This window comes from Danxiaibacter flavus, from assembly GCF_041060425.1.
In the GTDB taxonomy this organism is placed as follows: Bacteria; Bacteroidota; Bacteroidia; order Chitinophagales; family Chitinophagaceae; genus Danxiaibacter; species Danxiaibacter flavus.
Genome location: NZ_JAULBC010000010.1, coordinates 114,150 through 138,020 on the forward strand (window position 1 = coordinate 114,150; position 23,871 = coordinate 138,020).

Consider the following 23,871-nt stretch of genomic DNA (forward strand, 5'->3'; position numbering starts at 1 on the left):
AATACTGATAACAGGCAACGGGAATTATATGGTAATAGATGTAATATGCGTAATTATATTATTGATGGCCATATTTAAAGGGTATACGCGCGGCTTTATTGTCGCTGTTTTTTCCTTTGTGGCCATTATTATAGGTCTGGCTGCAGCACTGAAACTTTCAGTAGTGGTAAGTGGCTGGCTTCAGCAGCATACATCTGTGGGCATATCCTGGTTGCCTTTTCTTTCATTCATTATTGTGATGATCGGAGTTATACTGATCATTCGCTGGGCCGCAGCGCTCATACAGGCGAGTGTGGAAACACTTATGCTTGGATGGCTCAATCGGCTGGGCGGCATTATTTTATACATTGCACTTTATATAACCGTGTTGAGCGTGCTGCTGTTCTACCTTACCCAAATGAACATTATAAAAGCAGATACGGTAGCATCGTCGAAATTATACAGCCTGATTGAACCTGTTGGACCAAAAGCGATAGATGCTTTTGGCAAGGTAATACCCCTGTTCAAAGATTTATTTGTACAGTTAGAGCAGTTTTTTGGACGAATTGCCCAAAAACACGGTTAACAGGAGTTAGATTTTTGCAATAAATCAGGTAATTTTACTATATAAGGCGGGCGAATTAATTGTTAATGAATGATTGATAAGGTTTTTTCGTCTGAATTGCGTTTATTTGTACCTAATGAATGGCTTAAAAGCCAAAGAATGTCCGATGAATTACGAGATTAAACAACAAGATAAATTCAGGTATATAGAAGAAGGTGAAGGCGAGCCCCTGGTATTGCTTCATGGACTTTTTGGTGCTTTAAGCAATTTTAAAGACCTGGTTGACCATTTCAGGCACCAATATAAAGTGGTGGTTCCGATGCTCCCATTGTTTGATCTGGATATATTTCATACAACGGTGGGCGGTCTGGAGAAATATGTGCAGAAGTTTATTGAAATGCGTGACTACAGGGATATCAATCTCCTGGGAAACTCTCTGGGCGGGCACGTAGCGTTGGTTCACATTCTTAAACATCCGGAACGCATTAAATCTCTTATTCTTACGGGAAGCTCCGGTTTGTTTGAAAACGGTATGGGGGATAGCTATCCAAAGCGTGGGGACTATGAATACATTCGCAAGAAAGTAGAGGTGACTTTCCATGATCCGGCAATGGCGACAAAGGACCTAGTTGATGAAGTATTTGAAATAACCAACAACAGGTTAAAAGTAATTAAGATCATTTCGCTCGCAAAAAGCGCAATCCGCAATAATCTCGGGGAAGAGTTAAGCCAGATCAAGCAGCCGACGTTGTTGATCTGGGGAAATAACGATACTGTTACTCCGCCATTTGTTGCGAAAGAGTTTAATAAATTAATTCCTCATAGCGAGTTGTACTTCATTGATAATTGCGGGCATGCACCAATGATGGAAGTTCCGGGTGAATTTAATCACATACTTGACCAATTTTTGCGCAAACAAAGGCAACCCGCTGCAACAGTTGCATAAATTTTGTTGTCTATTAAGTACAAGATTGTACAGATATGTTAGTACAGGAACTGATATATTCGACTTTTCCTTCAATTAGTTTTGAAGACACTGCCGGTTTTGCACTTCAATTAATGGATGAATACGAAGTGCAGCACCTGCCTGTGGTAAATGATGAAAAATATATAGGTCTCATTAGCAAAGATGAATTACTTGATGTAGACGAAAATTCCCCTGTTTCAGCATCAGCAGCTCATCTCATTAAAGTTTCCGTTCCCGCACGGGAACATTTTCTTACCGCAGTAAGAATTTGCAACGAGCAAAACCTTTCACTTGTCCCCATAATTAACGAGCAACTGGAATTACAGGGCTTGATTACTCCCAATGACCTCGTAAGAGCTACTGCTATTTTTAATAGCGTGGATGCCAGAGGCGGTTTCATTGTTCTTGAAATGGACAAAGCCAATTATTCTTTTGGCGAACTGAACAAACTGGTAGAAACCAATGATGCCAACATTGTGCAGTTAAATACTTACACAGACAACGTTTCCGGTGCTTTTATCGTTTCTATTAAGATAAATAAGTTTGAAGTGTCTGATATTGTAGCTACCTTCCAACGGTACGACTACACTATAAAATACTATTTCGGTGAAGAACTCTATGAAAATGAACTCAAAGAGAATTACGACCTTTTAATGAATTATCTTAAAATGTAATGCTTTTCTTCACTTACAGGTGTTTTTAAGTTAAAATTTTTGCGTAGCAATATGCAAAGCATACTTTTACAATCACTACCAACTGTAAGTACTGATGAATTATTTTTATCGGCAGATAATTTTATGGCTCTGTCTGTGTATAGGAATTTGTGCGTCTGCCCAAAAAGATTCTGCATTTAACATACAGGACTTACATCCCGTAACCCTGAGCGAAAGCGATACTTCTATCGTGATGGTGGGTGATATACAGATCAATGGTAATAAAAGAACCAAACCTTACATTATTCTTCGCGAAGTTCCTTTTAAACAAGGCGATTATCTTACAAAGGGCCAGTTAGCGGGCAAGCTTGTATTGGCGCGGCAACAAGTGATGAACACCAGCCTTTTTGTTGATGTTTTTGTGTATGTAGCCTCTATACAGGGCGAAATAGTTTTTGTAAACGTCCTGGTAAAAGAACGATGGTATCTTTTCCCTCTTCCCTATTTTAAATTGATCGACCGCAACTTCAACCAATGGTGGGTAGAACAAAAACGGAGTTTTGACCGTGTTGATTACGGCATCAAATTCATGCAAAACAACCTGAGCGGGCGCAATGACAATCTCCAGGTTTGGTTGATCACAGGCTACAATCAGCAGATTGCACTTCGATACGAACAGCCGTTTGCTGACAAATCCCTTAAAAGAGGTTTTAATATTGGAGTAGCATATTCGCGTCAACATGAATTAAACTACAAATCAGATTATAACAAGCAGGTATTCTTTAAAGACGAAGAAAACTTTGTACGAACGTACAGGCGTATTGACTTAAGCTACCTGTACCGGCCGGCTATCAAAACAAGACACAGTTTCCGCCTGGCTTATATTTCGGAAAGTGTATCGGATTCCATCGCCCATCTTAATCCCGATTATTTCGGCAAAGGCAGGGTTAAGGTAAGCTACCCTGAACTCAGTTATTCACTTCAGTATTTTAATGTTGATTATAACGCATACCCCAACCGGGGTTTCATGGGCGACTTTACGATCACAAAGCGTGGCTTCACTCCGGAGATGAATATGTGGAACCTGGAAGGGCATGCTATTTACACTTACCCGGTGTTTAAAAAGACACAGGTGCAGGGACAGGCCGCGTTTAGTATCAGGGCTCCATTTGATCAGCCTTACTACAATACCCAGCTTTTTGGATATGGTGCGCTTTATATGCGTGGTCTGGAGTACTACGTGGTTGATGGTGTTATAGGCGGCATGTTAAGAGGCACATTAAGGCAGGATGTACTTTCATTCAAGATCAAGACTTCTGCGAAGTCAAAAACCCATAGCGTAATACCCTTCCGTTTTTTACTCAAAACATATGGCGACCTTGGATACGCTTATACGCGTGATGCAGGGACAAGCATGCTTTCAAACAAACTTTTACATACCTACGGATTTGGACTTGATATTGTGACTGTCTACGATATTGTGTTGAAATTTGAGTATAGTTTCAATCAGTTGGGAGATAAAGCACTGTTCTTCCACACCAGGTCAGATTTTTAATGCCGGTTCAGCCAAATTGCAATTGGTTATCTTTGTATCTTACAAATACGCAAGCCGTAAAGTGCTGGAGATCCGGATCCAATAATAATTAAAGATGAAAGTAGCTATATATAGTCGCGGATTAGATGATGATCAGCAGACACAATTGCTGGTATTGTTACAGGAACTGTCCAGGCAGAAAATTACTGTTTACCTTTTTAGTGTTTTGGCCGAAAGCTATCCGCAATTGTTTCAATACGATTTTGACCTTCATGTATTCGCGGGTGCATACGATCTGGATGAATCAGTTGATTGCCTGATCAGTCTCGGCGGTGATGGGACCATTCTTGACGCCACCACGCTGGTTAGAAATAAGAACATCCCCATTCTCGGAATTAACTTCGGAAGACTCGGTTTTCTTGCCAGCATTGGTAAGGAAGAACTGACTTCTGCAGTAGACTCGCTGGTGAACAGCACTTTTGTGATCGACAGAAGAACCTTAGTTCATTTGGATGCGAACGTGCCTCTTTTTGGTGAAACGCCTTTTGCCCTCAATGAATTCGCCATTCATAAAAGAGACATTTCGCCGATGATAAAAGTTCACACATATTTAAACGGCGAGTTTTTAAATACATATTGGGCTGATGGGTTAATAGTATCCACGCCAACAGGCTCTACAGGATATAGCATGAGTTGTAACGGCCCCATCCTGTTTCCTGAATCCTCCAGCTTTTTAATAACTCCGGTGGCTCCTCATAATCTTAACGCCCGACCCATAATTGTGGCCGACAATAACGTTATTTCTTTCGAAGTCGAAGGACGCTTCGACCAGTTTATTTGCGCGCTGGATGCAAGACGCGAAATAGTGGATAAGACCATTCAGCTGGCCATCAAAAAGGAAGACTTTACCATCAGTCTCATACGGCTTAACGAGAATAGTTTCCTTTCTACGCTGCGAACTAAACTCACATGGGGATTGGATAAGCGAAATTAATTTTTTGCGCACACAAGAAATTATCTTGATTTTCGTTATTAGAACATTACTTACATTGCATTATGTTTAAAAAACTACTTTTTATCCTTTGTCTTCTGTTAACCACAGCCTCCCTTAGGGCTCAATTGTACGAGAGTTTTGTACAGGAAGGCGAATTCGGAGTGGCTGTAGGAACCGCCCATTATTTTGGCGATTTGAACACAAGGGCAGCTATAAACAGACCTAAATTCTCTGCAGGTGCTTTCTTCCGCAAACAAATCAGCAACTATATAGGCGTTAAAGTGGCGGCAAACTATGCAAGACTGGGTTATTCCGATGTATATAGTCAAAATGAAACTCAAAAACGCCGTAACCTCAGCTTCAATACCAATATCTGGGAATTTGCTGTAAGCGGTGACTTTAATTTCTTCAAGTTTATGCCCGGCGTAGAAGGATATAATTATACACCTTATGTGTCTCTTGGTGTAGGTGTTTTTTCTTATGACCCTTTTGCGTACCTGGACGGCAAAAAATATTTTCTTCGCCCATTGGGTACAGAAGGACAGGGATCTGCAGCTTATCCTAACAGAAAACAATACGGAACAATGGCGCTGTGCATTCCTTTATCATTCGGTTTCAAATACAGCATTAATGAGAATACCAACGTTTTTGCTGAAATCGGGTACCGCTTTACAAATACCGATTATATAGACGATGTTAGTACCACGTACGCTGGCCAGGAAGCTTTTATCATTCCTTCTACCGGTACTGTGAACCTTCCCGACGGATCTGTGAATCCTGCATATCTTTTACAGGACAGAAGTTACGAGACTGGTTCCCCAATAGGTGTTAAGGACAGGCAACGCGGAAACAGTTCGCAAAAAGACGGTTATGCCATTTTCCAGGTAGGCGTTTCTTTCAACATCACTTCTTACCGTTGTCCAAAAGTTAAGTAGTCGCTCCATAATTTAAATATGTCAAAAGCCGTAATGTTTACGGCTTTTGTCGTTTCAATAACTTCATAAATATGCTTTTAAAATTCAAACATTAATAGAGCGTTTTTTTAATTCCCAACATTATTGAGCAACCGCCATCAAGAATAAATTAAAATTTTGTGGAGAAACCCATCGTGTTCTCATTTTGTTACCTTTGTTGTTACGCATTAATGCGGAATTTTTTATATGTCGGACTTGAAAGAGCAAATTGATAAAAACCGTATACCTCGTCACATAGCCATAATAATGGATGGAAATGGCAGATGGGCAAAAGAAAAGGGACACGACCGGTTATATGGTCATTACCAGGGCGTTGAGAGTGTACGCAATATAGTGGAAGGAGCAGCAGAAATTGGTGTAGAATACCTTACATTATATGCTTTTAGCACAGAAAACTGGGATCGCCCGGAATACGAGGTTGTAGGTTTGATGGAGCTACTGGTTAACACGATCAGGAAGGAAATGCCTGTATTGCAGAAAAACAATATCCGCATGCATGTGATAGGTAATATTAAGATGATGCCCGAACATGCACAACAGGAATTAAAAGATGCTTTGGATGAAACTGCAGCTAACACCGGCCTTAACCTCGTACTCGCTCTTAGCTACAGCAGCCGCTGGGAACTTACCGAGGCGGTAAAAAACATTGCTTTAGCAGTTAAAGATGGTCATTTAAATCCGTCCGACATAACACAGGATACTTTGCAACAATATCTCACAACACATAATTTCCCCGATCCTGAATTAATGATCCGTACAAGCGGGGAACATAGAATAAGCAATTTTTTGCTTTATCAACTGGCCTACGCAGAATTGTATTTCACCAATACAAGATGGCCGGATTTTAGAAAAGAAAGCCTTTATGAAGCAATTATTGATTTCCAGGGCCGTGAACGGCGTTTTGGTAAAATAAGTGAACAATTGCAATCCGAAGCAGAAGTTCAATAAAAACAAGGGCTTTTAACAAACACTTTTAAATATTCCCGTTAATTTGCCGCACTTAAAATCAATTTACTAATGCTGCTGGAGAAATTTTGTCTCCTTGTAAGCACAGTAGCCCGGTATTAAAACAGCTTTTAATGTATAAACTGTGTAAAATTCTTGTACTTGCGAGTATAGCTAGCTTTGTTAGTTCTGCTGTATCCGCACAAGTACCCGGAAACCAATCTGACACCACTATCACTTCTATTAACGCAGACCTCCTAAATATTTTTAACCAAAAAGTTCCCAAAAAATACAAGATTGCAAAAGTTGTAGTTACGGGTAATAAATATTTTGATCAGGCTTTATTGCTTTCTGTAGCCGGACTACACAACGGCGACGAAATAGTAATACCGGGCGGTGATAACTTTTCAAAAGCAATTAATAAACTCTGGTCACAAAACTATTTTAGTGATGTAGAAATTTATTTAACCAGGCTTGAAGGGAATAATATTGATGTAGAAATTGCGGTTACCGAAAGACCAAGACTTGCAAAATATTATTTTAAAGGAGTTAAGAAAGGCGACCAGGAAGAACTGACAAAAAAAACCGGGTTGGTTTTAGGAAGGGTTGTTACGGAAAACATGAAGCGCACTGCCATTGATGGTATTGAAAAATACTATTATGAAAAAGGTTTTCGTGCAGTAAAAGTGCGTATTGACGAAAAAAGAGATACAACTTCAGCCAACTCTCTTGTGCTGAATTTCATGATCGATAAAGGAAGTAAAGTAAGGATCAACAATATCAATTTCGGTGGCAATACTGTAAACGAACAAAAGCTTAAAGCACAAATGAAGGGTACAAAAGAAATGTCCCGCCTTACATTGTTCCCAACTGATGACAAAGGTGGTTTGTTCGATCCGAAACACTACACGTTTCAGCAATACATTAAGGATAACGGCTATCTGACTTTTACCAAAACAAGAAGGGTGCTCGATCCATATATCAGGCTTAAGTTCTTTAGCTCAGCAAAATTCGACGATAAAAAATACGAAGAAGATAAAGAGAAGATCATTCAGTATTACAACTCTCTCGGTTACCGTGATGCCAATATTGAAAAAGACATGAAGTATTACAATTCCAAAGGCAACATGAACATTGACCTGAAGGTTAATGAGGGAGATAAATACTACTTCGGTAACATTACGTGGAGAGGAAATACAAAATATTCTGATTCTATTTTAACGGCGATACTTAATATCAAGAAAGGCGATATCTATAACCTGGATATCCTTAATAAGAAACTTGGTAAAAGTGTTACGCCGGAAGGTGGTGATATCAGCGGCCTTTATATGGATGATGGCTATCTTTTCTTCCAGACAAATCCCGTTGAAACGCGCGTCTATAATGACACCATCGATTACGAGATCCGTATGATGGAAGGTCCGCAGGCAACTATTAAGCACGTTACAATCAGTGGTAACGAAAAAACAAAAGAGTATGTTATCCGTCGTGAATTGAGAACAATGCCGGGTGAAAAATTCAGCCGTACAGATCTAATCCGTTCTCAGCGCGAACTGGCCAATCTTGGTTATTTCAACCAGGAGAAAATAAATCCGAACGTTGTTCCTGATCAGGCAGATGGAACGGTGGACATTAACTGGAGCCTTGAAGAAAAATCAAGCGATCAGTTGGAGCTCAGTGCCGGTTTCGGTGGTGGTATTGGGTTAACGGGTACACTGGGTGTTACATTCAATAACTTTTCCATTAGAAATATTCTTCACAAAGAAGCATGGGATCCGTTGCCAATGGGTGATGGTCAGAAACTGAGTGTGCGTGTACAAAGTAACGGACGTGCATATCGTTCGTACAACCTGTCCTTTACTGAACCATGGCTGGGTGGTAAGAGAAGAAACTCGTTGTCATTTAATATATATGACACTAAATTCTCAAACGCTTACGATCCTGTTACACGTACGTACACAAGGGTGAATGCCAATAACTCTTACTTTAAAACAACCGGTGCTTCAATCGGTTTGGGTAAGCAGTTGAAATGGCCTGATGACTATTTCTCCTTAACCTTTGCACTTAGTTATGTAAGGTATCACCTACACAACTATGTAATTGATTATACATTAAAACTTCCTGACGGCAGTATATTTAATAACGGTTATTCAAATAACCTGAGCTTGAAGGTTGCACTGCAACGTTCTTCAATCAGCTCTCCGATCTTCCCGACCAGTGGATCTAACTTCCTGGCAAGTTTGCAGTTAACTCCGCCTTATTCACTGATGGATCCATCGTTGACCAAGTCTGCGAATCCTTACCAATGGATCGAATACCATAAATGGAAGTTCACCGGTGAATGGTACGTACCAATTGGTAAACCTGGTGGGCCTGAAAGAAACAAGCAACTTGTGTTGAAGGCTGCGGCCAAATACGGCTTCCTGGGCAGGTACAACCCCGATCTGCAGGTTTCACCATTCGAGCGCTTCCAGGTGGGTGACGCAGGTATAAGTAACAGCTACGCATTATTAGGATACGACATCATTGCGCATAGAGGATATCCTGTGTACCAGACTTCAGATCCTACAGTAAACCCGGATCAAAGCGGTGCGTCTCAATACTTCACCATGTTTAACAAATACACGGTTGAGTTGCGTTATCCATTAAGCCTTAACCCAAGCAGTACCATTTATGGTCTTACGTTCTTCGAAGCTGCGAATGGTTGGTACTCATTTAAAGATTATAACCCGTTCAGGTTACGTCGGTCCGTGGGTGTTGGTATGCGTTTCTTCCTGCCAATGTTTGGTTTGCTTGGATTTGACTACGGTATCGGTTTAGACAGGATCACTCCTGGCGGAAGCCTTAAGGATGCTGCCAAGTTTACCTTCATGTTAGGCTTCGAACCCGAATAATATATTACCTTTCCAAAAACTATTGTATGAAACGTATAGTGTTTTTAATAGCAATGGCAACATTTGCTACCCTTAGCGTAAACGCACAGAAATATGCCATTATAGATACAAGGTATATTTTAGATAAAATGCCTGAATACAAGGATGCGGAAAAGAAGCTGCAAATGGTGAGTGAACAGTGGCAGAAAGAAATTGATCAGAAACAGGCAGACCTGGATAAAATGTATAAAGACTATGATGCTGAGCAATTTATGCTCAGTGATGAGTTGAAAAAGAAGCGTGAAGACGAACTTTTTAACAGAGAAAAAGAGGTGAGGGATCTGCAGAAAAAACGTTTTGGTTACGAAGGTGATCTGTTCAAAGAAAGACAAAAACTGGTAAAGCCCGTTCAGGATAAAGTTTACAACGCAGTTCAAAAAATAGCCGCGGCACGTGCATATGATTTTGTGCTTGACAAGAGTGAAGGAATTACGGTTATATTTGCCGATCCCAAACTGGACAAGAGCCAGGACGTGTTAAACGAATTGGGTATAAAAGCAACAAATTAAATTAAACTCAAATAGACAATCAACAAAACAAAAACACAATCACTACAACAATGAAAAAGGTTTTCTTTTCTATGCTGTTGCTGGCAGCTCTGTTTGTAACAGGAACTTCAGCAAAAGCTCAATCCTCACCCGTGAAAATCGGCGTTTTTGATATCGAAATGATGGTAAGAGCAATGCCGGGTGCGGCTAAGGTTGACACTTTGGTGGCATTATACGAGAGAGACTCGTTACAGGCGGAATATCAATTCTACTACAAAGAATTTCAGCGTTTAGATAGCACATGGAAGGCTGATTCAGCTACCAACAAACCAAAAACCGTATTGGACCTGGTTGCTCAGCAGCGTCAACAGGTGGGAATGAACATTGCTTACTGGCAACAGATCGCTCAACAGAAATCTGAGCAAAAAAGAGCAGTTTTGTCTCAACCAATGACAGAACAGGTAATCAATGCTTATAAAAAAGTGCTTGATACAAGAAAATACGCTTTGGTATTGAAACCAGGAAGCTACGAAGTTGGTGTATCTACTATTGAAAACGTGTTCCAATACGTGGCAAAAGAGCTGAAGATTAAACTGCCTGATGAATTAGGCGGAGATCTGCAGGAAGAAAGCAAAGCTGCACCTGCAGCCGGTGGCGCAGCAAAACAGCCTGCAGGCGGTGCAAAAACCAAATAAATAAAACTTAATATTATAAAAACCACGCAATAGCATTGCGTGGTTTTTTATTTTTGCGCCCTGAATAAGCGCTTGGAGAGTAATTTGCCAGGAACGGTGTCTAAACAAAGTTAAAAGTTGATTGTAAATTTTATTAAAAGTCGTTGAAGCGCGCGAATTTCCTATATTCACAAATCAAGATTTAAACTCACAAAGAGAAACAACAAACAAACAACACAATCACAAGTACAATGAAAAAGGTTTTCTTTTCTATGCTGTTGCTGGCAGCGCTGTTTGTAACAGGAACATCAGCAAAAGCTCAATCTTCACCAGTGAGAATTGGCGTTTTTGATATTGATATGATGGTGAGAGCTATGCCTGGTGCGCCACATGTTGATACTTTGGTTGCGCTTTACGAAAGAGATTCTTTGCAAGCTGAATATCAGTTTTATTACAGGGAATTTCAACGTTTGGACAGCACTTTCAAGGGCGACTCTGCAGCAGGAAAACCAAAAAGTGTTTTGGACCTGGTAGCACAACAGCGCCAGCAGGTGGGAATGAATATTGCTTACTGGCAGCAGATCGCACAACAAAAATCTGAGCAAAAAAGAGCAGTATTGTCTCAGTCTATGTACGAGCAGGTAGTAAACGCTTACAAGAAAGTTCTTGATGCAAGAAAATATACACTGGTATTAAAACCAGGAGCATATGAAGTGGGCCTTTCAACCATAGAAAACGTGTTTCAGTATGTAGCAAAAGAATTGAAGATAAAACTGCCTGACGAACTTGGTGGCGATCTTCAGGACGAAAAACCAGCAACTGGCGGAAGCACAGGAGCCGGAGCAGCGAAACCAGCAACCGGTGCAAAACCTAAATAAATTACATCTGTTAATTATAAAAACCACGCAAAACACACTGCGTGGTTTTTTATTTTTGAAGAATGGAAAAAGGACCAATAGGCGTATTTGATTCGGGCTACGGCGGCCTGACTGTTTTAAAGGAGATTGTGCATCTGCTGCCACAGTATGATTATATTTATTTGGGTGACAATGCGAGGGCTCCATACGGACCACGTTCTTTTGAAACTGTTTATCAGTACACGCTCCAGTGTGTAAAATGGTTTTTTAAACAAGGCTGTCCTTTGGTTGTATTGGCTTGCAACACGGCCTCCGCGAAGGCTTTGCGGACCATTCAGCAAAATGATCTCGCCAAAATAGATCCCTCTAAGAGAGTGCTCGGGGTTATCAGACCTACAACTGAAATTATTGGACAATATTCTCCCGCAAAAAAAGTCGGGATCATGGCGACTAACGGTACGGTTCAATCAAAGTCTTACCAGATTGAAATTGAAAAGTTTTATCCGGACTTAGAAGTTTATCAGCAGGCTTGCCCTGTTTTGGTTCCATTGATTGAAAACGGAGAATATGATAACTCCGGAACAGATTTTTTCATAAAAAAATATACCAATGCCCTAATGATGCAGGATAAAAACATCGATACTGTTTTGCTTGCCTGCACACATTATCCGCTGATAAAAGAAAAAATACAGGCTTCATTGCCTGACAATGTCCAGGTAATCGCGCAGGGGTCAATTGTCGCTAATAGCTTGCTGGATTATTTGCAGCGCCATCCTGAAATGGAAGAACGACTTACTAAAAACAACGCTCTCAATTTTTATACAACAGACTCCACAGATGACTTTGACCAAAACGGCAGCGTTTTCTTTGGACAAACGGTGCGTTCGAAACATCTGGATCTGAATTCAATTAGCTGCTAGCCAATATTACTTCTTTAAGACGAACTATGTTGCTTCAAGTACGATCTACGAAGTACGAAGTACTCAAACTTAAGCATCTTCATTTTACTCTACATCTTTTGAAAATGAGATGAATTATCTATAAATGCTGCCGGATTATCTTATTAATAAAAAGCCCCGGCGAGATTTTTTCGCAAGGTCTGCAAGCTTAAATAAAAGGTCGGTTGCTAGTATTTTACTGTTACGCTCAAGTGCATTGTACATCTTACATCAAACACTATACATCTTACATCAAACACTATACTAAGTACATTAAACATCGTACACCGTACACCGTACATCTAAAATCGTACATCTAAAATCGTACATCGTACATACACCTCAAAGTTCTCCAATCTTCTTATACATCTCTCTAAAGCAATCCCAGGGCGTATTGGTACCTGCGTTTGCAGATTGCTGATTTTTGTTTCTGCCATAAAAGCCATCAAGAAAAGATTCAGCACCGGACCATACGGTCTGCATCATTCCTTTGTATCTGTCTTTCATTTCGCGTGTTGCCTGCTTCCTGAAATTCGCCATGTCCTCGGTTTGCAGCACAGCCAATTCAGGTTTGCGCCAGGGGCATGTAACTACGTTCAATCCTTTCATTGCAAAATAAACAGGCGTTTTGTCTACTCTTTCATAATGCCAGTCGCAGATCATTACATCCTTCGGTATCATATCAACTGCCCGGTGTGTATTGTTATAACTGGCTTCCCACATACCCATACCGGTAGTTTTACCATCCAATAGTCTGTCGCCCCAAATCCAGAGCTGCCTGTTCTTTTGCGCAAGATGATCGCGGATCTTGCGTACTTCTCCTGCAAAAAGTTCGGCTTTATCTCTTCCCTGGCAACGCGGACATTTGTCGTCACCAATGTAAAACACTTCATCCATACCTGCATGAAAGGCATTTGTTTCAAATGCATCGCACATTTCATCTACCACATCAAACACTACTTTATGAACTTCAGGATGCAACGGGCAGTAACTCTTGCAATACAAACCATCTGCATTCGGCCATTCATATTTTTCCGGCATTTTTACCAGCGGCGTTTCATCATACTGCGGATAAACCGCCAGCAGTTTGCCGGTGTGATTTGCCCAGGATTGGTGCCCCAGTAAATTCACCTGAGGTATAATTTGTATGTTGTTCTTTTTTGCGGCAGCAACAAGCTTTTTAATGTCAGCTTTGGATAAGCCAGCAGTATCCCGCAATTCAGGGTGACTTTCAAATTGATAATTATAATCAACTCTAAGAATAAGCACATTGACCTTTCTGGGGCCGAGCTCTTCATTAATGAATTTCACAAAATCATCCACCCCTTTTGGTGTTGGTGCAGCAATACAAAATCCACGTACCGGCATGACGGAGTCCAGTGAATTTTGAGCATTTGCAAAAAGAACGTTGAACATTAATGCTAACAGAAGAATGGCTTTTATTGGTTTCATAAGCAATAATTTATATAGTAGTGCGAAAAAAGCCGTAATTGTAACCACCGGAAATTTATAACAGTTAATTTCGGCCCCGTAAAACAAATTGATCGTTGAATTTAATTGTTTTACAGATTATTATCCCTTTTGCAGCCTTAAATTCCAGCGTTAAGGGCATAAAAAGTTCATTTTTTTGAGATTGGAATAAATTTTTTTTCTACCTTTGCCGTCCTTTCACCGGGTGGCAGTATGGTGACTGTAACCTGTATGTTGAAATTTATTTTGGGTTAGTAAAAAAATTATAGCAATGAAACGTACATTTCAACCACATAATCGTCGCCGTAAAAGCGTTCATGGTTTTCGTAAGCGTATGGAAACCGCTAATGGCCGTAAGGTATTAGCCAGCCGCAGAGCGAAAGGCCGTCATAAGCTGACAGTTTCTGACGAGAGAAAATTAAAATAAGCGTTTGATCCCGATAGCGTAGCTGTCGGGATTACAAATAAATTATTAAAGCCTCACCAAACTTTGGTGAGGCTTTTTACTTTTGAATATGCCTTTATCAAATTCATACGGACGGGAAGAGAAGCTAAAAAGTCGAAAACAAATAGATCTCCTTTTTGCAAAAGGGAAGTCTGTTAATCAGTTTCCGGTTAAGCTTATTTACCTGGAAGTTCCCGACGAAATGGATTTTCCGGTAAAGGCCGGTGTAATTGCTCCCTCAAGATTGTTTAAAAAGGCCGTCCAGCGAAACAGGGTTAAAAGGTTGCTTCGCGAAGCTTACAGAACCGAAAAGGCCCCACTAATTGAGTATGCCCAAAATCAAAATCGTAAACTGATTTTGTTTTTACTGTTTGTTGACCGTCAGATTCCTTCTTACGCACTCGTCAAAGAAAAGATTAGCATGGCTATTCCACGATTGATTAAGGAGTTGGAGAAAACTAAAATAACAGCAGCAAATGAAAATTCTTAAGCAAATACTGAGCTTTCCGTTCATACTGCTGATAAAGTTTTACCAGTACGTGATCTCTCCAGCGTTAGGGCCAAAGTGCAGGTTCACGCCAAGTTGTTCGCAATATGCCCTGGAAGCATTAAAGAAATATGGCTTATTTAAAGGAGGCTGGCTGGCTATAAAAAGAATATCCCGTTGTCACCCGGGCGGAGGAAGCGGCTATGATCCGGTGCCGTAGAAAAGTCAAAAGTAAAAATTCAAAAGTCAAAAGCGGCGGGAGCGTGAATTGTCCAAATCATGCAGTAAAAGCCAGCAAGGTAACATACTTTGAATGCATGCCAAGGTCCATTACGTTGCTGACTTTATGTGAGAGATATTAAAAGAAAGCCTTTGTGCCTCTTTCTGTCTTCGAGCCGTTGTGGCAAAACCCCTTGTTTCTTTAATGTCGCACATGCCACCGTGGTTCTTCCTTATTTCTTTTTTTCAGGCGTAGCCGAAGCATCCGCTGGTTTAGTCATCGCATCCAGCTTATCAATTTTTTCCCTAACTTCTTTTATGCTATAGAAGCGGTAAACCTCAGGTGTTTTACCTTCTTTCGCTTCAACAGAGGTCATGCGGTGATAAGGTCCTACAATAAAAGCATCCAGGTTATCCGTGATCTTCACGGCCTGGTTGGGCAGGATAAAAAAGTTATGGTTCGCTGCGCTAACATTTTGATTGCTGACTAGCAACTTCAGTGAATCAAGGTTCTTCTTTACATCCTCTTGCGTAAATTCAGTCTTTCTGTCTTCAACCGCTCCGTAGTTCTGCAAGCCACCTACAACTGTATCGTTTTTCGCATTCACTATGTAATAACCGTTTGTAGGAAATTCTACTGAGCCTTCTCCAGCCTGCGATTTAACTGAGTAAACCACTTTATCGCCGGAGTTTACATCGAAGGTTTGTTCTTCGTGTCCGCTGCTTTCATCAACAGTGATGCTTTTCGCTTCTTTGTTGATCTTAGCTGTACCCTTTGAAAGAACAAGCACTTTCTTGATGTTTTCTTTGCAGGATGCAAGTGAAACGATGGCAAGTATGCCGAATGCTATTTTTTTCATGTTAAAGATTTAGTCAAATAAAAAATCCCGCACACCAATCTGGGGCGGGATTGAAGGTAAGACATTACTAAAAATGAACCATTGAATTATTTAGCTTTTGCATAATGCTCAGCAACCTTGTTCCAGTTGATCACATTCCAGATAGCCGCTAAATAATCAGGTCTTTTGTTTTGATATTTTAAGTAGTAAGCGTGCTCCCACACATCGATACCCAGGATAGGAGTGCCTTTTACTTCTGCTACATCCATTAAAGGATTGTCCTGGTTAGGTGTAGAAGTAACTTCAAGTTTGCCGTCTTTTACAATTAACCAGGCCCATCCACTACCGAAACGCGTGGCACCGGCTGTATTGATTTTTGTTTTCAGCTCATCAAAAGATCCGAAAGTGCTGTTGATAGCGTCTGCAAGTTCACCTGTTGGTGCACCGCCTGCATTAGGGCCAAGAATTTCCCAGAAGAAGCTGTGGTTCCAGTGACCGCCGCCATTGTTGCGAACTGCAGGAGATATTTTACCAGCGTTTGCAACAAGTTCTTCCAGGCTTTTATTTTCATGCTCCGTTCCGGCAATAGCTTTATTCAGGTTGTCAACATACGCCTGGTGATGTTTACCATGGTGTATTTGCATGGTAGTAGCATCAATATGCGGTTCTAAAGCTTCATGCGCGTAAGGCAGAGCAGGTAATGTAAATGCCATAATTATCTTTTTTTATAAGTGAACAATTAAAAGGGAACCTCTAAGTTCAACAAATTTATTGCCATAGGATTAATGTTGGTAATAAGTTATCATAATTTGTTTCTTAAATCGAAAATAAAAGGCTGGCAATTAGAAACAAGCGCTGGTTGAAATGACCACCTGCAAGACAACCGGGAAATAAGTTCGGTGCACGGGAAGTTTTTTGCTAATGCTTGTTGGTGATATCTTCCAACAATATTTTGATATTGTTAAGCCTAGATCAAACCGGTTTTTACTGAAAACGAACATTGCATTTGCGTAACTTCCTGCTATATTTTTCTAACGACAATATTGTTTTATGTTACTTAAACCAACCATGCGCGCAGCAATATGCTGCGGAATCTTAATTACGGGCTTATCCGCTTTTTCACCGAAGGAAGCCGATAACACATTAACTGCAAAGGAAAAGAAAGAAGGCTGGCAGCTTTTATTTGACGGAAAGGATACCAAAGGCTGGCATAATTACCAGGGTAAGCAAATGGATAGCTGGGAAATAATTGACGGTCAGCTTCACTGCAAGTCGGAAGGTGTAACCAAGCGGGCGGATCTTACCACTGACGGAGAATATGGAGATTTTGAACTGGCTGTGGACTGGAAAGTTGATCCCAAATCGAACAGCGGCATTATTTATAGAGCGAACGAAAATCACGATCACTCTTACGAATCCGGGCCGGAATACCAGTTGATTGATGATAAAGGCTATCCCGGCAAAGTAGAGGACAACCAGAAAAGCGGTTCCGATTACGCAATGCACGCCGCTTCATCCCTGGTAACCAAACCGGTGGGTGAATACAATCACACTGTGATTAAAGTTAAAGGCGCACATGTTGAGCATTATTTGAATGGCGTGAAGGTGGTTGAGTTTGACTATTGGACCGATGATTGGAAAAAACTCAAAGACGCAAGCAAATGGAAGGACAAACCTGAATACGGCATGTTAAAAGCCGGCCATATCTGCCTACAGGACCATGGCGGCGGAGCGTGGTTTAAAAATATCAAGATCAGGAAAATATAAGACGGAACGCTGATCGCTGATTTGAGGATCGCTGATTTCGCTAGGTGCGGGAACGCAAGCGTAGGCAGACAGGTTGCCTGGAAAATCGCTGATGTCTGATTTGAGGATCGCTGATTTCGTTAGGTGCGAGAACGCAAGTGTGGGCAAGCATCCTCAAATCAGATATCCTCAAATCAAGCATCCCAAATCAGAAATCAGCGATCCTCAACATCTAGATGCCTGGGTATAATCGTGCTGTGGCACTTAAAGAAATCAGCGATCTTCAAATCAGCGATCATCGATCCTCAACATCTACAGGCCTGAGTATAATCACGCTGCGGCACTTAAAGAAATCAGCGATCTTCAAATCAGACATCATCGATCCTCAACATCTACAGGCCTGAGTATAATCACGCTGCGGCACTTAAAGAAATCAGCGATCTTCAAATCAGACATCAGCGATCCTCAACATCTAGAGGCCTGAGTAAAATCACGTTGCCGCACCTGAAGAAATCAGCGATCCTCAAATCCGACATCAGAGATCACCTTTTGCTTTTAAAAAAGCTTTTCATCAATGCCGCACATTCTTCCTCCAAAACGCCTGTAACTAATTCTGTTTTGGGATGAAAAGGCCAATTTTCTTTTGTGATTCTTTTGTAACCATTCTTTTCGTCGGCTGCGCCAAAAACAACCCGGCCTATCTTACTCCAATACAAGGCGCCAGAACACATCAGGCAAGGTTCTATCGTAACATACAGGCACGCATCGGGCAGATATTTTGCTCCAAGATAATTGAACGCGGAGGTCAGGGCGATCATTTCAGCATGGGCCGTAGCGTCTTTCAATCGTTCAGTTTGGTTGTATCCCCTTGCAATTATCTTATTATTAAGGACTACAATAGCTCCGATAGGTACTTCATCATCATGGTAAGCGTTCATTGCTTCTTTTAAAGCCAGACGCATATATTGTTCATCATTCAGTGGCAACACCATCTCTCAAAAAATTTCGGAAGCAAAATACGGTTTTATAGCGGTCGGGAATGTCTTCTCGCAATTATATTCCCAATTATGGACCAGTCGTTTCTAAATGGGAATTTCCTGTTGCCGATGAAAGATTAAATATCTGATTATCAATTATATGAATAAATTTTGATGTTTGGCACATGAATTGAAAATCTATCTGTAGAGTTTAAGTAAAATAATGCTACCTATTGATTCTTACGGAATATTGTAATAGATAAGGTTAAGGTTTCCACATGTAACTGATCTGTTTGTAAAATGTAAGAAGCACCAAGGGCCTCGCTCTTGCAGTGAGGTCTTTTTTTTCGAATATATTTTTTTTTACTTCTTATTAAAATCGGATAAGTGGTACATTATTTGCTGCTTAAAATGCATTCCTATTATTACTAAAATAAAGTTTCTTTATATCTCCTTAACCCAGGTAAAAGAGCTTAACTGAATGCTTCTGGTTGAATAAACAGAAGCATTTTGTTTTTTATATGGTTAAAGGTTTATCGGAGAGCCAAGCTTGAAAGTCATAAAAAAACCGCTGATTATCAGCGGTTTTAATTTTTTTTATGTTTAAATACTTAAAGCTTTCTGATAGAAATATTCCTGTACCACACCTCGTTGCCATGATCTTGCAATGCCAGATGGCCTTCTTTAAAGGTTCCCCATCCCGGCATATTTTTGAATTTGCTTCCGGCGATCAGTTTGTTCCAGTTGTCATCCCATAAAGTTGTTGATACAACTTTGGTTCCGTTTAAAAACAGATCTAACTGACCTTTCTTTGAAACAATTTCTACCTGGTTCCACTCTCCCGGACCTTTTGCAGTTTCAGGATTTGCTGCTATCAGATCGTACAAATTGCCGGCTCTGTGCTTTGGTATTTTGCCATCCGGGTGACCGTTGTTGTCTAGTACCTGCATTTCAAGGCCGGTATTCCAGGTTTCCTTGTATTTTGTAGTATCATCCTGCACATAAAAAAGAATACCACTGTTGCCATTCTTTGAGATCATCCATTCAAGTTTCAGGTCAAAGTCGCCATAAACGCCATCGGAAACGATATCACCTCCGCCCTGGGTCTGGTAGCCTTTTGAACCTTTTGGTTTCAAATGGATCGTGCCACTGTCGGCGCTCCATGCAGCACCAACTGATGTTTGGCCAAATGTATGCCATCCTTTTAGTGTCTGTCCGTCAAAAAGAGATACCCATCCTGTGTCCGCGGTAACTGCTGTGTTAGCTGGTGTGGTAGTGGCAGAATCTGTTGCTTCGGTTGTTTTTTGTTCTGATGATTGGCAAGACAACAGGCTTAACGAAATGCCTGCCGTTAGAAATAACAATTTCATGTAAGTGTATTTTGGTTGTGGAATAAATGGCAAAAATTGTGCAGGGAAAAAAATACCGCATAGTTAATTGGACTATGCGGATTTATAAAAAGAAGTGTTATTCGACTATTTTGTTTTAAGCAACAGGATGTATTTAACCATCTGTTCTGCATCTGCCTGAGAAAGTGCTGGATGCGGAGTCATCGGAACTGTGCCCCAAACACCCTGTCCGCCGGCAATAACTTTGTGGCTCAAATGAGCAACGGCTGTATCAACACCGGCATATTTATTTGCAACATCCTGGTAAGCCGGGCCAATTTTCTTTTCGGCAACGTCGTGGCAGGTAAGACAGTCATTCTTTCCAATCAATTCCAAACCTTTCTGATAGTCGGGGTTGGAAGAGATGTCGGTTGCTTCTGCTGCCGGTTTTTCTTCTTTTGGAGCCGCTGCAGAATCATTTTTGTTTTCAGTGGAAGCACCGCCTCCGCATGCTGCTAAAAATGCCAGGCAAGCTGAGGTAATTAGAAGCTTTTTCAAAATCATTACTTTTTAAAGTGTGAAATAAAATGCGGCTTAAAGTTATAGATGAATTCCCAATCTCGAAAAAGAATTTGAGGAAGCTTAAAGCCTAAAGCTCAAAGCCTAAAGCTTCGCGCTGTCTTAGGTGGTAAACTTTCCTTTATTCAATGCAATAGCTAGCGCAAAAAGCTTCTTCAATCGGCATCGCTCAGTTTTAGGCTTTAAGCTTGAAACTTCACACTGTATCGGGTGGTAAACTTTCCCTTTTTTCAAAGTAAGAACTAGCGCAAAAAGGACTGTCTTAAGTTGGCATCGACAGGTTTTAGGCTTTGAGCTTTAGGCTTTAAGCTTATCCCTTCGGCTTTAAGCTCAAGATATACCGCACCATTTCCTCTGCATCAGGCACTGTAATATTGGGATGTGGTGTCATCGCTTTATTTCCCCAGGCGCCTGTTGCGCCGGTGATGATCTTATGTGCAAGGTTGTCCACATTACCACTCACATTGGAATATCTGTTGGCGATACTCATATAAGAAGGTCCTATGCTTGTATCATTTAGTTTGTGGCAGGTTAAACAATCGTATTTGGAGATCAGGCTGGCTCCTCTACGATATTCACTGTCAACCATGTTGGCAGGATTGTTTACCAGGCTATCCGTCATCGGCGTTTTGCCGGAAGTATTTTTGGTTGTGGATGTTTGCTTGCAGGAGAGAATCATCAAGGTGGCGCATAAAAAAAAGGCAACGTATTTCATACACACCTATTTATGTTGAATAAATGGTTACGAATAAGTTGCCTTTCTTTAAAAGTTCTACAGGGCAACCTATAGAACTTAGATAACATAAATTATTCCAATCCGAGTACAGAACGGTTAAAAGCTTCATTGCTGCCAGTGTTGGCAAAATCATCAAAAGCTTTTTCTGTTACGCGGATAATATGATCTTTAATAAATACAGAACCTTCTTTAGCGCCATCTTCAGGATGTTTCAATGCACATTCCCACTCCATAACTGCCCAGCCTTTGTAATCATAAGCGGTTAATTTGCTGAATACTGATTTAAAATCAACCTGCCCGTCGCCAAGAGAGCGGAAACGGCCAGCTCTTTCAACCCATCCGGAATAACCGCCGTATACACCTTGTTTACCAGTTGGATTAAATTCTGCATCTTTTACGTGGAACATCTTTATACGCTCGTGGTAGAAATCGATGTAAGTAAGATAATCCAGGCACTGCAATACAAAGTGAGATGGATCGTACAGCAAACATGCACGTGCGTGATTATCTACTTTTTCAAGGAAACGCTCGTAGCTAACGCCATCGTGCAGATCTTCACCCGGGTGTATCTCGTAGCAAAGATCAATGCCATTCTCGTCGAATGTATTTAAAATTGGAAGCCAGCGTTTTGCCAGTTCATTAAATCCGGTTTCCACCAGGCCTGCAGGTCGCTGGGGCCATGGATAAACAGTATGCCACAATAGTGCACCGCTGAATGTTGCGCATGCATTCAATCCAAGATTTTGTGAAGCCTTCGCAGCATACTTTAGTTGCTGAACGGCCCACTCGGTTCTTGCTTTGGGATTGTTATGATATTCGGCTGGCGCAAATCCATCAAACATAACATCATATGCAGGATGAACAGCCACCAACTGACCCTGGAGGTGCGTAGATAATTCGGTGATTTCAAGACCTGCTTCATTCACGATACCCTTTAGCTCATCTGCATAAGTTTTGCTCTCTGCAGCTTTTTGAAGATCAATCATTCTTGGATCCCAGGAAGGGATCTGAACACCTTTAAATCCAATGCTTTTAGACCATTCGCAAATGGATTTTAAAGAATTAAACGGAGCGGTATCTCCTAAAAACTGTGCAAGGAAAATACCCGGACCTTTTATTGTAGTCATTGTGTTGAGCTTTCAGCTATCAGCTATCAGCTGTCAGCAATTTTCTGACGTACCGGTAGCTACAGCCATTGTTAACAAAATAATTCTCTTTTGAAAATACAACGCAGGTGTGCCGTCAACGTCCAGCTAAAAGCTGATAGCTGACAGCTCATAGCTAAATCTCAAATTTTGTCCACTTAACATCGCTCTTAGAAGATTCAACTACTTTATCAATGAAAGCCATTCCGAAAATGCCATCTTCAACGCGTGGGAAGTCAAGCATTTCTTCAGTTGGTTCACTGTTGGAAAGTTTTGCAGATAAAGTCTGAGCGAAGTTGTGATAGATATTGCCGAACGCTTCCAGGTATCCTTCAGGGTGTCCGCCCGGAGTGCGACAGTTTTTGGTTGCGAAAGGGCTCAGGTAGCTGTAACCGCCACCTGCGCGGAAGATTTGCGTTGGTTGATCAAGCCATTTAACCAATAAGGTATTGGGTTCCTGTTGAGCCCATTCCAATCCGCCTTTCTCACCATAGATGCGGATTTTCAGTGCGTTCTCTTCACCGGCTGCAACCTGGGATGCCATTAAGCAACCAGCTGCACCGTTGTCATATTTTAATAATACGTTCCCGTCATCATCCAGGTGTCTGCCTTCAACAAGTATATTAAGGTCAGCACAGATATGCGTAAGATTTAATCCTGTAATATATTTTGCAAGATGCGCTGCGTGAGTGCCTATATCGCCCATACAACCGCTTTTACCGCTCTTTTTGGGGTCTGTTCTCCATGCCGCCTGGGCGTTGCCTTCTCTTTCAGAAAGTTTGCTTAACCATCCTTGTGGGTATTCAACCCATATTTTTCTTACTTTTCCGATCGCTCCTTCTTTTACCATTTGTCTGGCCTGTTTAACCATTGGATAGCCGGAGTAGGTATGCGTAAGGCAAAGTGTAAGACCGGTTTCGTTTACTTTTTGTTGCAGTTGTTTTGCTTCATCAAGCGTAAATGTGATCGGTTTTTCAATCACTACATTAAAACCATGCTCAAGCGCCATCATTGCGGGAGCAAAGTGTGCAAAGTTTGGAGTTACAATGGTTACAAAATCAATACGCTTGTCTTCAGGTAAAGCGCTTTCTTTTTTTATCATGTCCTCGTAGTTGGTATATGTTCTGTCTTCAGGAAGAAACAACATCTTACCCGAGTCGGCCGCAATTTCAGGGTTAATACTGAGAGCGCCGCAGCAAAGTTCAATAAGGCCATCCATGTTGGCAGCAAACCGGTGAATGGCACCAATAAAGGCGTCTTTCCCACCACCTATCATGCCCATTCGCAATTTTCTGTTAAGCATCTTTGTAAATTTTTTTTTCAATAAGTGAAACTAAAAGTAAAAAAAAATTACATTTACCCTCACTTGTCATCATAACAATTATTTTTAAAACAGCTA

25 protein-coding genes are annotated in these 23,871 nt (G+C 41.0%); 16 read left to right on the forward strand and 9 right to left on the reverse strand.

The window, feature by feature from the left end; all coding sequences use genetic code 11:
* Positions 1-28 precede the first annotated feature (28 nt).
* From QTN47_RS24865 to murI, 12 genes are all read left to right on the forward strand, one after another.
* On the forward strand, positions 29-565 hold the full coding sequence (locus QTN47_RS24865) for a CvpA family protein (RefSeq protein WP_369332155.1): 537 nt from the start codon (positions 29-31) through the stop codon (positions 563-565).
* A gap of 145 nt (positions 566-710) precedes the next feature.
* Positions 711-1,490, forward strand: coding sequence for an alpha/beta fold hydrolase (locus QTN47_RS24870; RefSeq protein WP_369332156.1), 780 nt, complete (start codon positions 711-713; stop codon positions 1,488-1,490).
* A 35-nt stretch (positions 1,491-1,525) separates the two neighbouring features.
* On the forward strand, positions 1,526-2,185 hold the full coding sequence (locus tag QTN47_RS24875; RefSeq protein WP_369332157.1) for a CBS domain-containing protein: 660 nt from the start codon (positions 1,526-1,528) through the stop codon (positions 2,183-2,185).
* Between the two features lie 94 nt (positions 2,186-2,279).
* Positions 2,280-3,719, forward strand: a complete 1,440-nt coding sequence (locus QTN47_RS24880) for a POTRA domain-containing protein (RefSeq protein WP_369332158.1) — start codon at positions 2,280-2,282, stop codon at positions 3,717-3,719.
* A gap of 94 nt (positions 3,720-3,813) precedes the next feature.
* Positions 3,814-4,692 carry an NAD kinase gene (locus tag QTN47_RS24885; RefSeq protein ID WP_369332159.1) on the forward strand — a complete coding sequence of 293 codons (879 nt, stop codon included), beginning with the start codon at positions 3,814-3,816 and terminating at the stop codon, positions 4,690-4,692.
* 62 nt (positions 4,693-4,754) lie between these two features.
* Positions 4,755-5,627 carry a DUF6089 family protein gene (locus QTN47_RS24890; RefSeq protein WP_369332160.1) on the forward strand — a complete coding sequence of 291 codons (873 nt, stop codon included), beginning with the start codon at positions 4,755-4,757 and terminating at the stop codon, positions 5,625-5,627.
* 225 nt (positions 5,628-5,852) lie between these two features.
* Positions 5,853-6,614: an undecaprenyl pyrophosphate synthase gene (gene uppS / locus QTN47_RS24895; protein WP_369332161.1), complete on the forward strand. Its 762-nt coding sequence runs from the start codon at positions 5,853-5,855 to the stop codon at positions 6,612-6,614.
* 131 nt (positions 6,615-6,745) lie between these two features.
* Positions 6,746-9,505 carry a BamA/OMP85 family outer membrane protein gene (locus tag QTN47_RS24900; RefSeq protein ID WP_369332162.1) on the forward strand — a complete coding sequence of 920 codons (2,760 nt, stop codon included), beginning with the start codon at positions 6,746-6,748 and terminating at the stop codon, positions 9,503-9,505.
* Between the two features lie 26 nt (positions 9,506-9,531).
* A complete protein-coding gene (locus QTN47_RS24905; protein WP_369332163.1) occupies positions 9,532-10,053 on the forward strand; it encodes an OmpH/Skp family outer membrane protein in 522 nt (173 codons plus the stop codon).
* A 50-nt stretch (positions 10,054-10,103) separates the two neighbouring features.
* Positions 10,104-10,727, forward strand: a complete 624-nt coding sequence (locus tag QTN47_RS24910; RefSeq protein WP_369332164.1) for an OmpH/Skp family outer membrane protein — start codon at positions 10,104-10,106, stop codon at positions 10,725-10,727.
* Between the two features lie 230 nt (positions 10,728-10,957).
* On the forward strand, positions 10,958-11,584 hold the full coding sequence (locus QTN47_RS24915) for an OmpH/Skp family outer membrane protein (RefSeq protein WP_369332165.1): 627 nt from the start codon (positions 10,958-10,960) through the stop codon (positions 11,582-11,584).
* A 62-nt stretch (positions 11,585-11,646) separates the two neighbouring features.
* Complete coding sequence (murI, locus tag QTN47_RS24920; protein ID WP_369332166.1) at positions 11,647-12,483, forward strand: glutamate racemase; 837 nt, start codon at positions 11,647-11,649, stop codon at positions 12,481-12,483.
* A 360-nt stretch (positions 12,484-12,843) separates the two neighbouring features.
* Here murI and QTN47_RS24925 read toward each other — a convergent pair whose 3' ends face one another.
* Positions 12,844-13,953 carry a family 20 glycosylhydrolase gene (locus tag QTN47_RS24925; protein ID WP_369332167.1) on the reverse strand — a complete coding sequence of 370 codons (1,110 nt, stop codon included), beginning with the start codon at positions 13,951-13,953 and terminating at the stop codon, positions 12,844-12,846.
* 289 nt (positions 13,954-14,242) lie between these two features.
* Between QTN47_RS24925 and rpmH the strand changes: the two genes are divergently transcribed.
* From rpmH to yidD, 3 genes are all read left to right on the forward strand, one after another.
* On the forward strand, positions 14,243-14,398 hold the full coding sequence (gene rpmH, locus QTN47_RS24930) for a 50S ribosomal protein L34 (protein ID WP_153800587.1): 156 nt from the start codon (positions 14,243-14,245) through the stop codon (positions 14,396-14,398).
* Between the two features lie 88 nt (positions 14,399-14,486).
* Complete coding sequence (locus tag QTN47_RS24935) at positions 14,487-14,906, forward strand: ribonuclease P protein component (protein WP_369332168.1); 420 nt, start codon at positions 14,487-14,489, stop codon at positions 14,904-14,906.
* On the forward strand, positions 14,893-15,123 hold the full coding sequence (yidD, locus tag QTN47_RS24940) for a membrane protein insertion efficiency factor YidD (RefSeq protein WP_369332169.1): 231 nt from the start codon (positions 14,893-14,895) through the stop codon (positions 15,121-15,123). Before QTN47_RS24935 ends, yidD begins: the two co-directional genes overlap by 14 nt.
* Before the next feature lie 232 nt (positions 15,124-15,355).
* On the opposite strand, the gene QTN47_RS24945 is transcribed toward yidD, so the two are convergent.
* Together QTN47_RS24945 and QTN47_RS24950 are read right to left on the reverse strand one after the other, a co-directional pair.
* Positions 15,356-15,982: a hypothetical protein gene (locus tag QTN47_RS24945; RefSeq protein WP_369332170.1), complete on the reverse strand. Its 627-nt coding sequence runs from the start codon at positions 15,980-15,982 to the stop codon at positions 15,356-15,358.
* Positions 15,983-16,068: 86 nt separating this feature from the next.
* Positions 16,069-16,674 carry a superoxide dismutase gene (locus QTN47_RS24950; protein WP_369332171.1) on the reverse strand — a complete coding sequence of 202 codons (606 nt, stop codon included), beginning with the start codon at positions 16,672-16,674 and terminating at the stop codon, positions 16,069-16,071.
* A gap of 337 nt (positions 16,675-17,011) precedes the next feature.
* Here QTN47_RS24950 and QTN47_RS24955 point away from each other — a divergent pair, with 337 nt between their 5' ends.
* A complete protein-coding gene (locus tag QTN47_RS24955) occupies positions 17,012-17,728 on the forward strand; it encodes a 3-keto-disaccharide hydrolase (RefSeq protein ID WP_369332172.1) in 717 nt (238 codons plus the stop codon).
* 521 nt (positions 17,729-18,249) lie between these two features.
* Here the strand turns inward: QTN47_RS24955 and QTN47_RS24960 are convergent.
* The 6 genes from QTN47_RS24960 to QTN47_RS24985 form a co-directional block, all read right to left on the reverse strand.
* Complete coding sequence (locus QTN47_RS24960; RefSeq protein WP_369332173.1) at positions 18,250-18,699, reverse strand: nucleoside deaminase; 450 nt, start codon at positions 18,697-18,699, stop codon at positions 18,250-18,252.
* A 596-nt stretch (positions 18,700-19,295) separates the two neighbouring features.
* Positions 19,296-20,054: a 3-keto-disaccharide hydrolase gene (locus QTN47_RS24965; protein ID WP_369332174.1), complete on the reverse strand. Its 759-nt coding sequence runs from the start codon at positions 20,052-20,054 to the stop codon at positions 19,296-19,298.
* Between the two features lie 105 nt (positions 20,055-20,159).
* Entirely contained in the window at positions 20,160-20,570 is a 411-nt protein-coding gene (locus QTN47_RS24970; RefSeq protein WP_369332175.1) for a c-type cytochrome, read from the reverse strand.
* Between the two features lie 331 nt (positions 20,571-20,901).
* Positions 20,902-21,306, reverse strand: coding sequence for a c-type cytochrome (locus QTN47_RS24975; protein WP_369332176.1), 405 nt, complete (start codon positions 21,304-21,306; stop codon positions 20,902-20,904).
* Between the two features lie 92 nt (positions 21,307-21,398).
* The gene (locus tag QTN47_RS24980) at positions 21,399-22,454 is read right to left on the reverse strand and encodes a sugar phosphate isomerase/epimerase family protein (protein WP_369332177.1); all 1,056 of its coding nucleotides are present in this window, start codon (positions 22,452-22,454) and stop codon (positions 21,399-21,401) included.
* A 154-nt stretch (positions 22,455-22,608) separates the two neighbouring features.
* Positions 22,609-23,775 (reverse strand): Gfo/Idh/MocA family protein, encoded by a 1,167-nt coding sequence (locus QTN47_RS24985; protein ID WP_369332178.1) that lies wholly within the window; start codon positions 23,773-23,775, stop codon positions 22,609-22,611.
* Positions 23,776-23,871 lie beyond the last annotated feature (96 nt).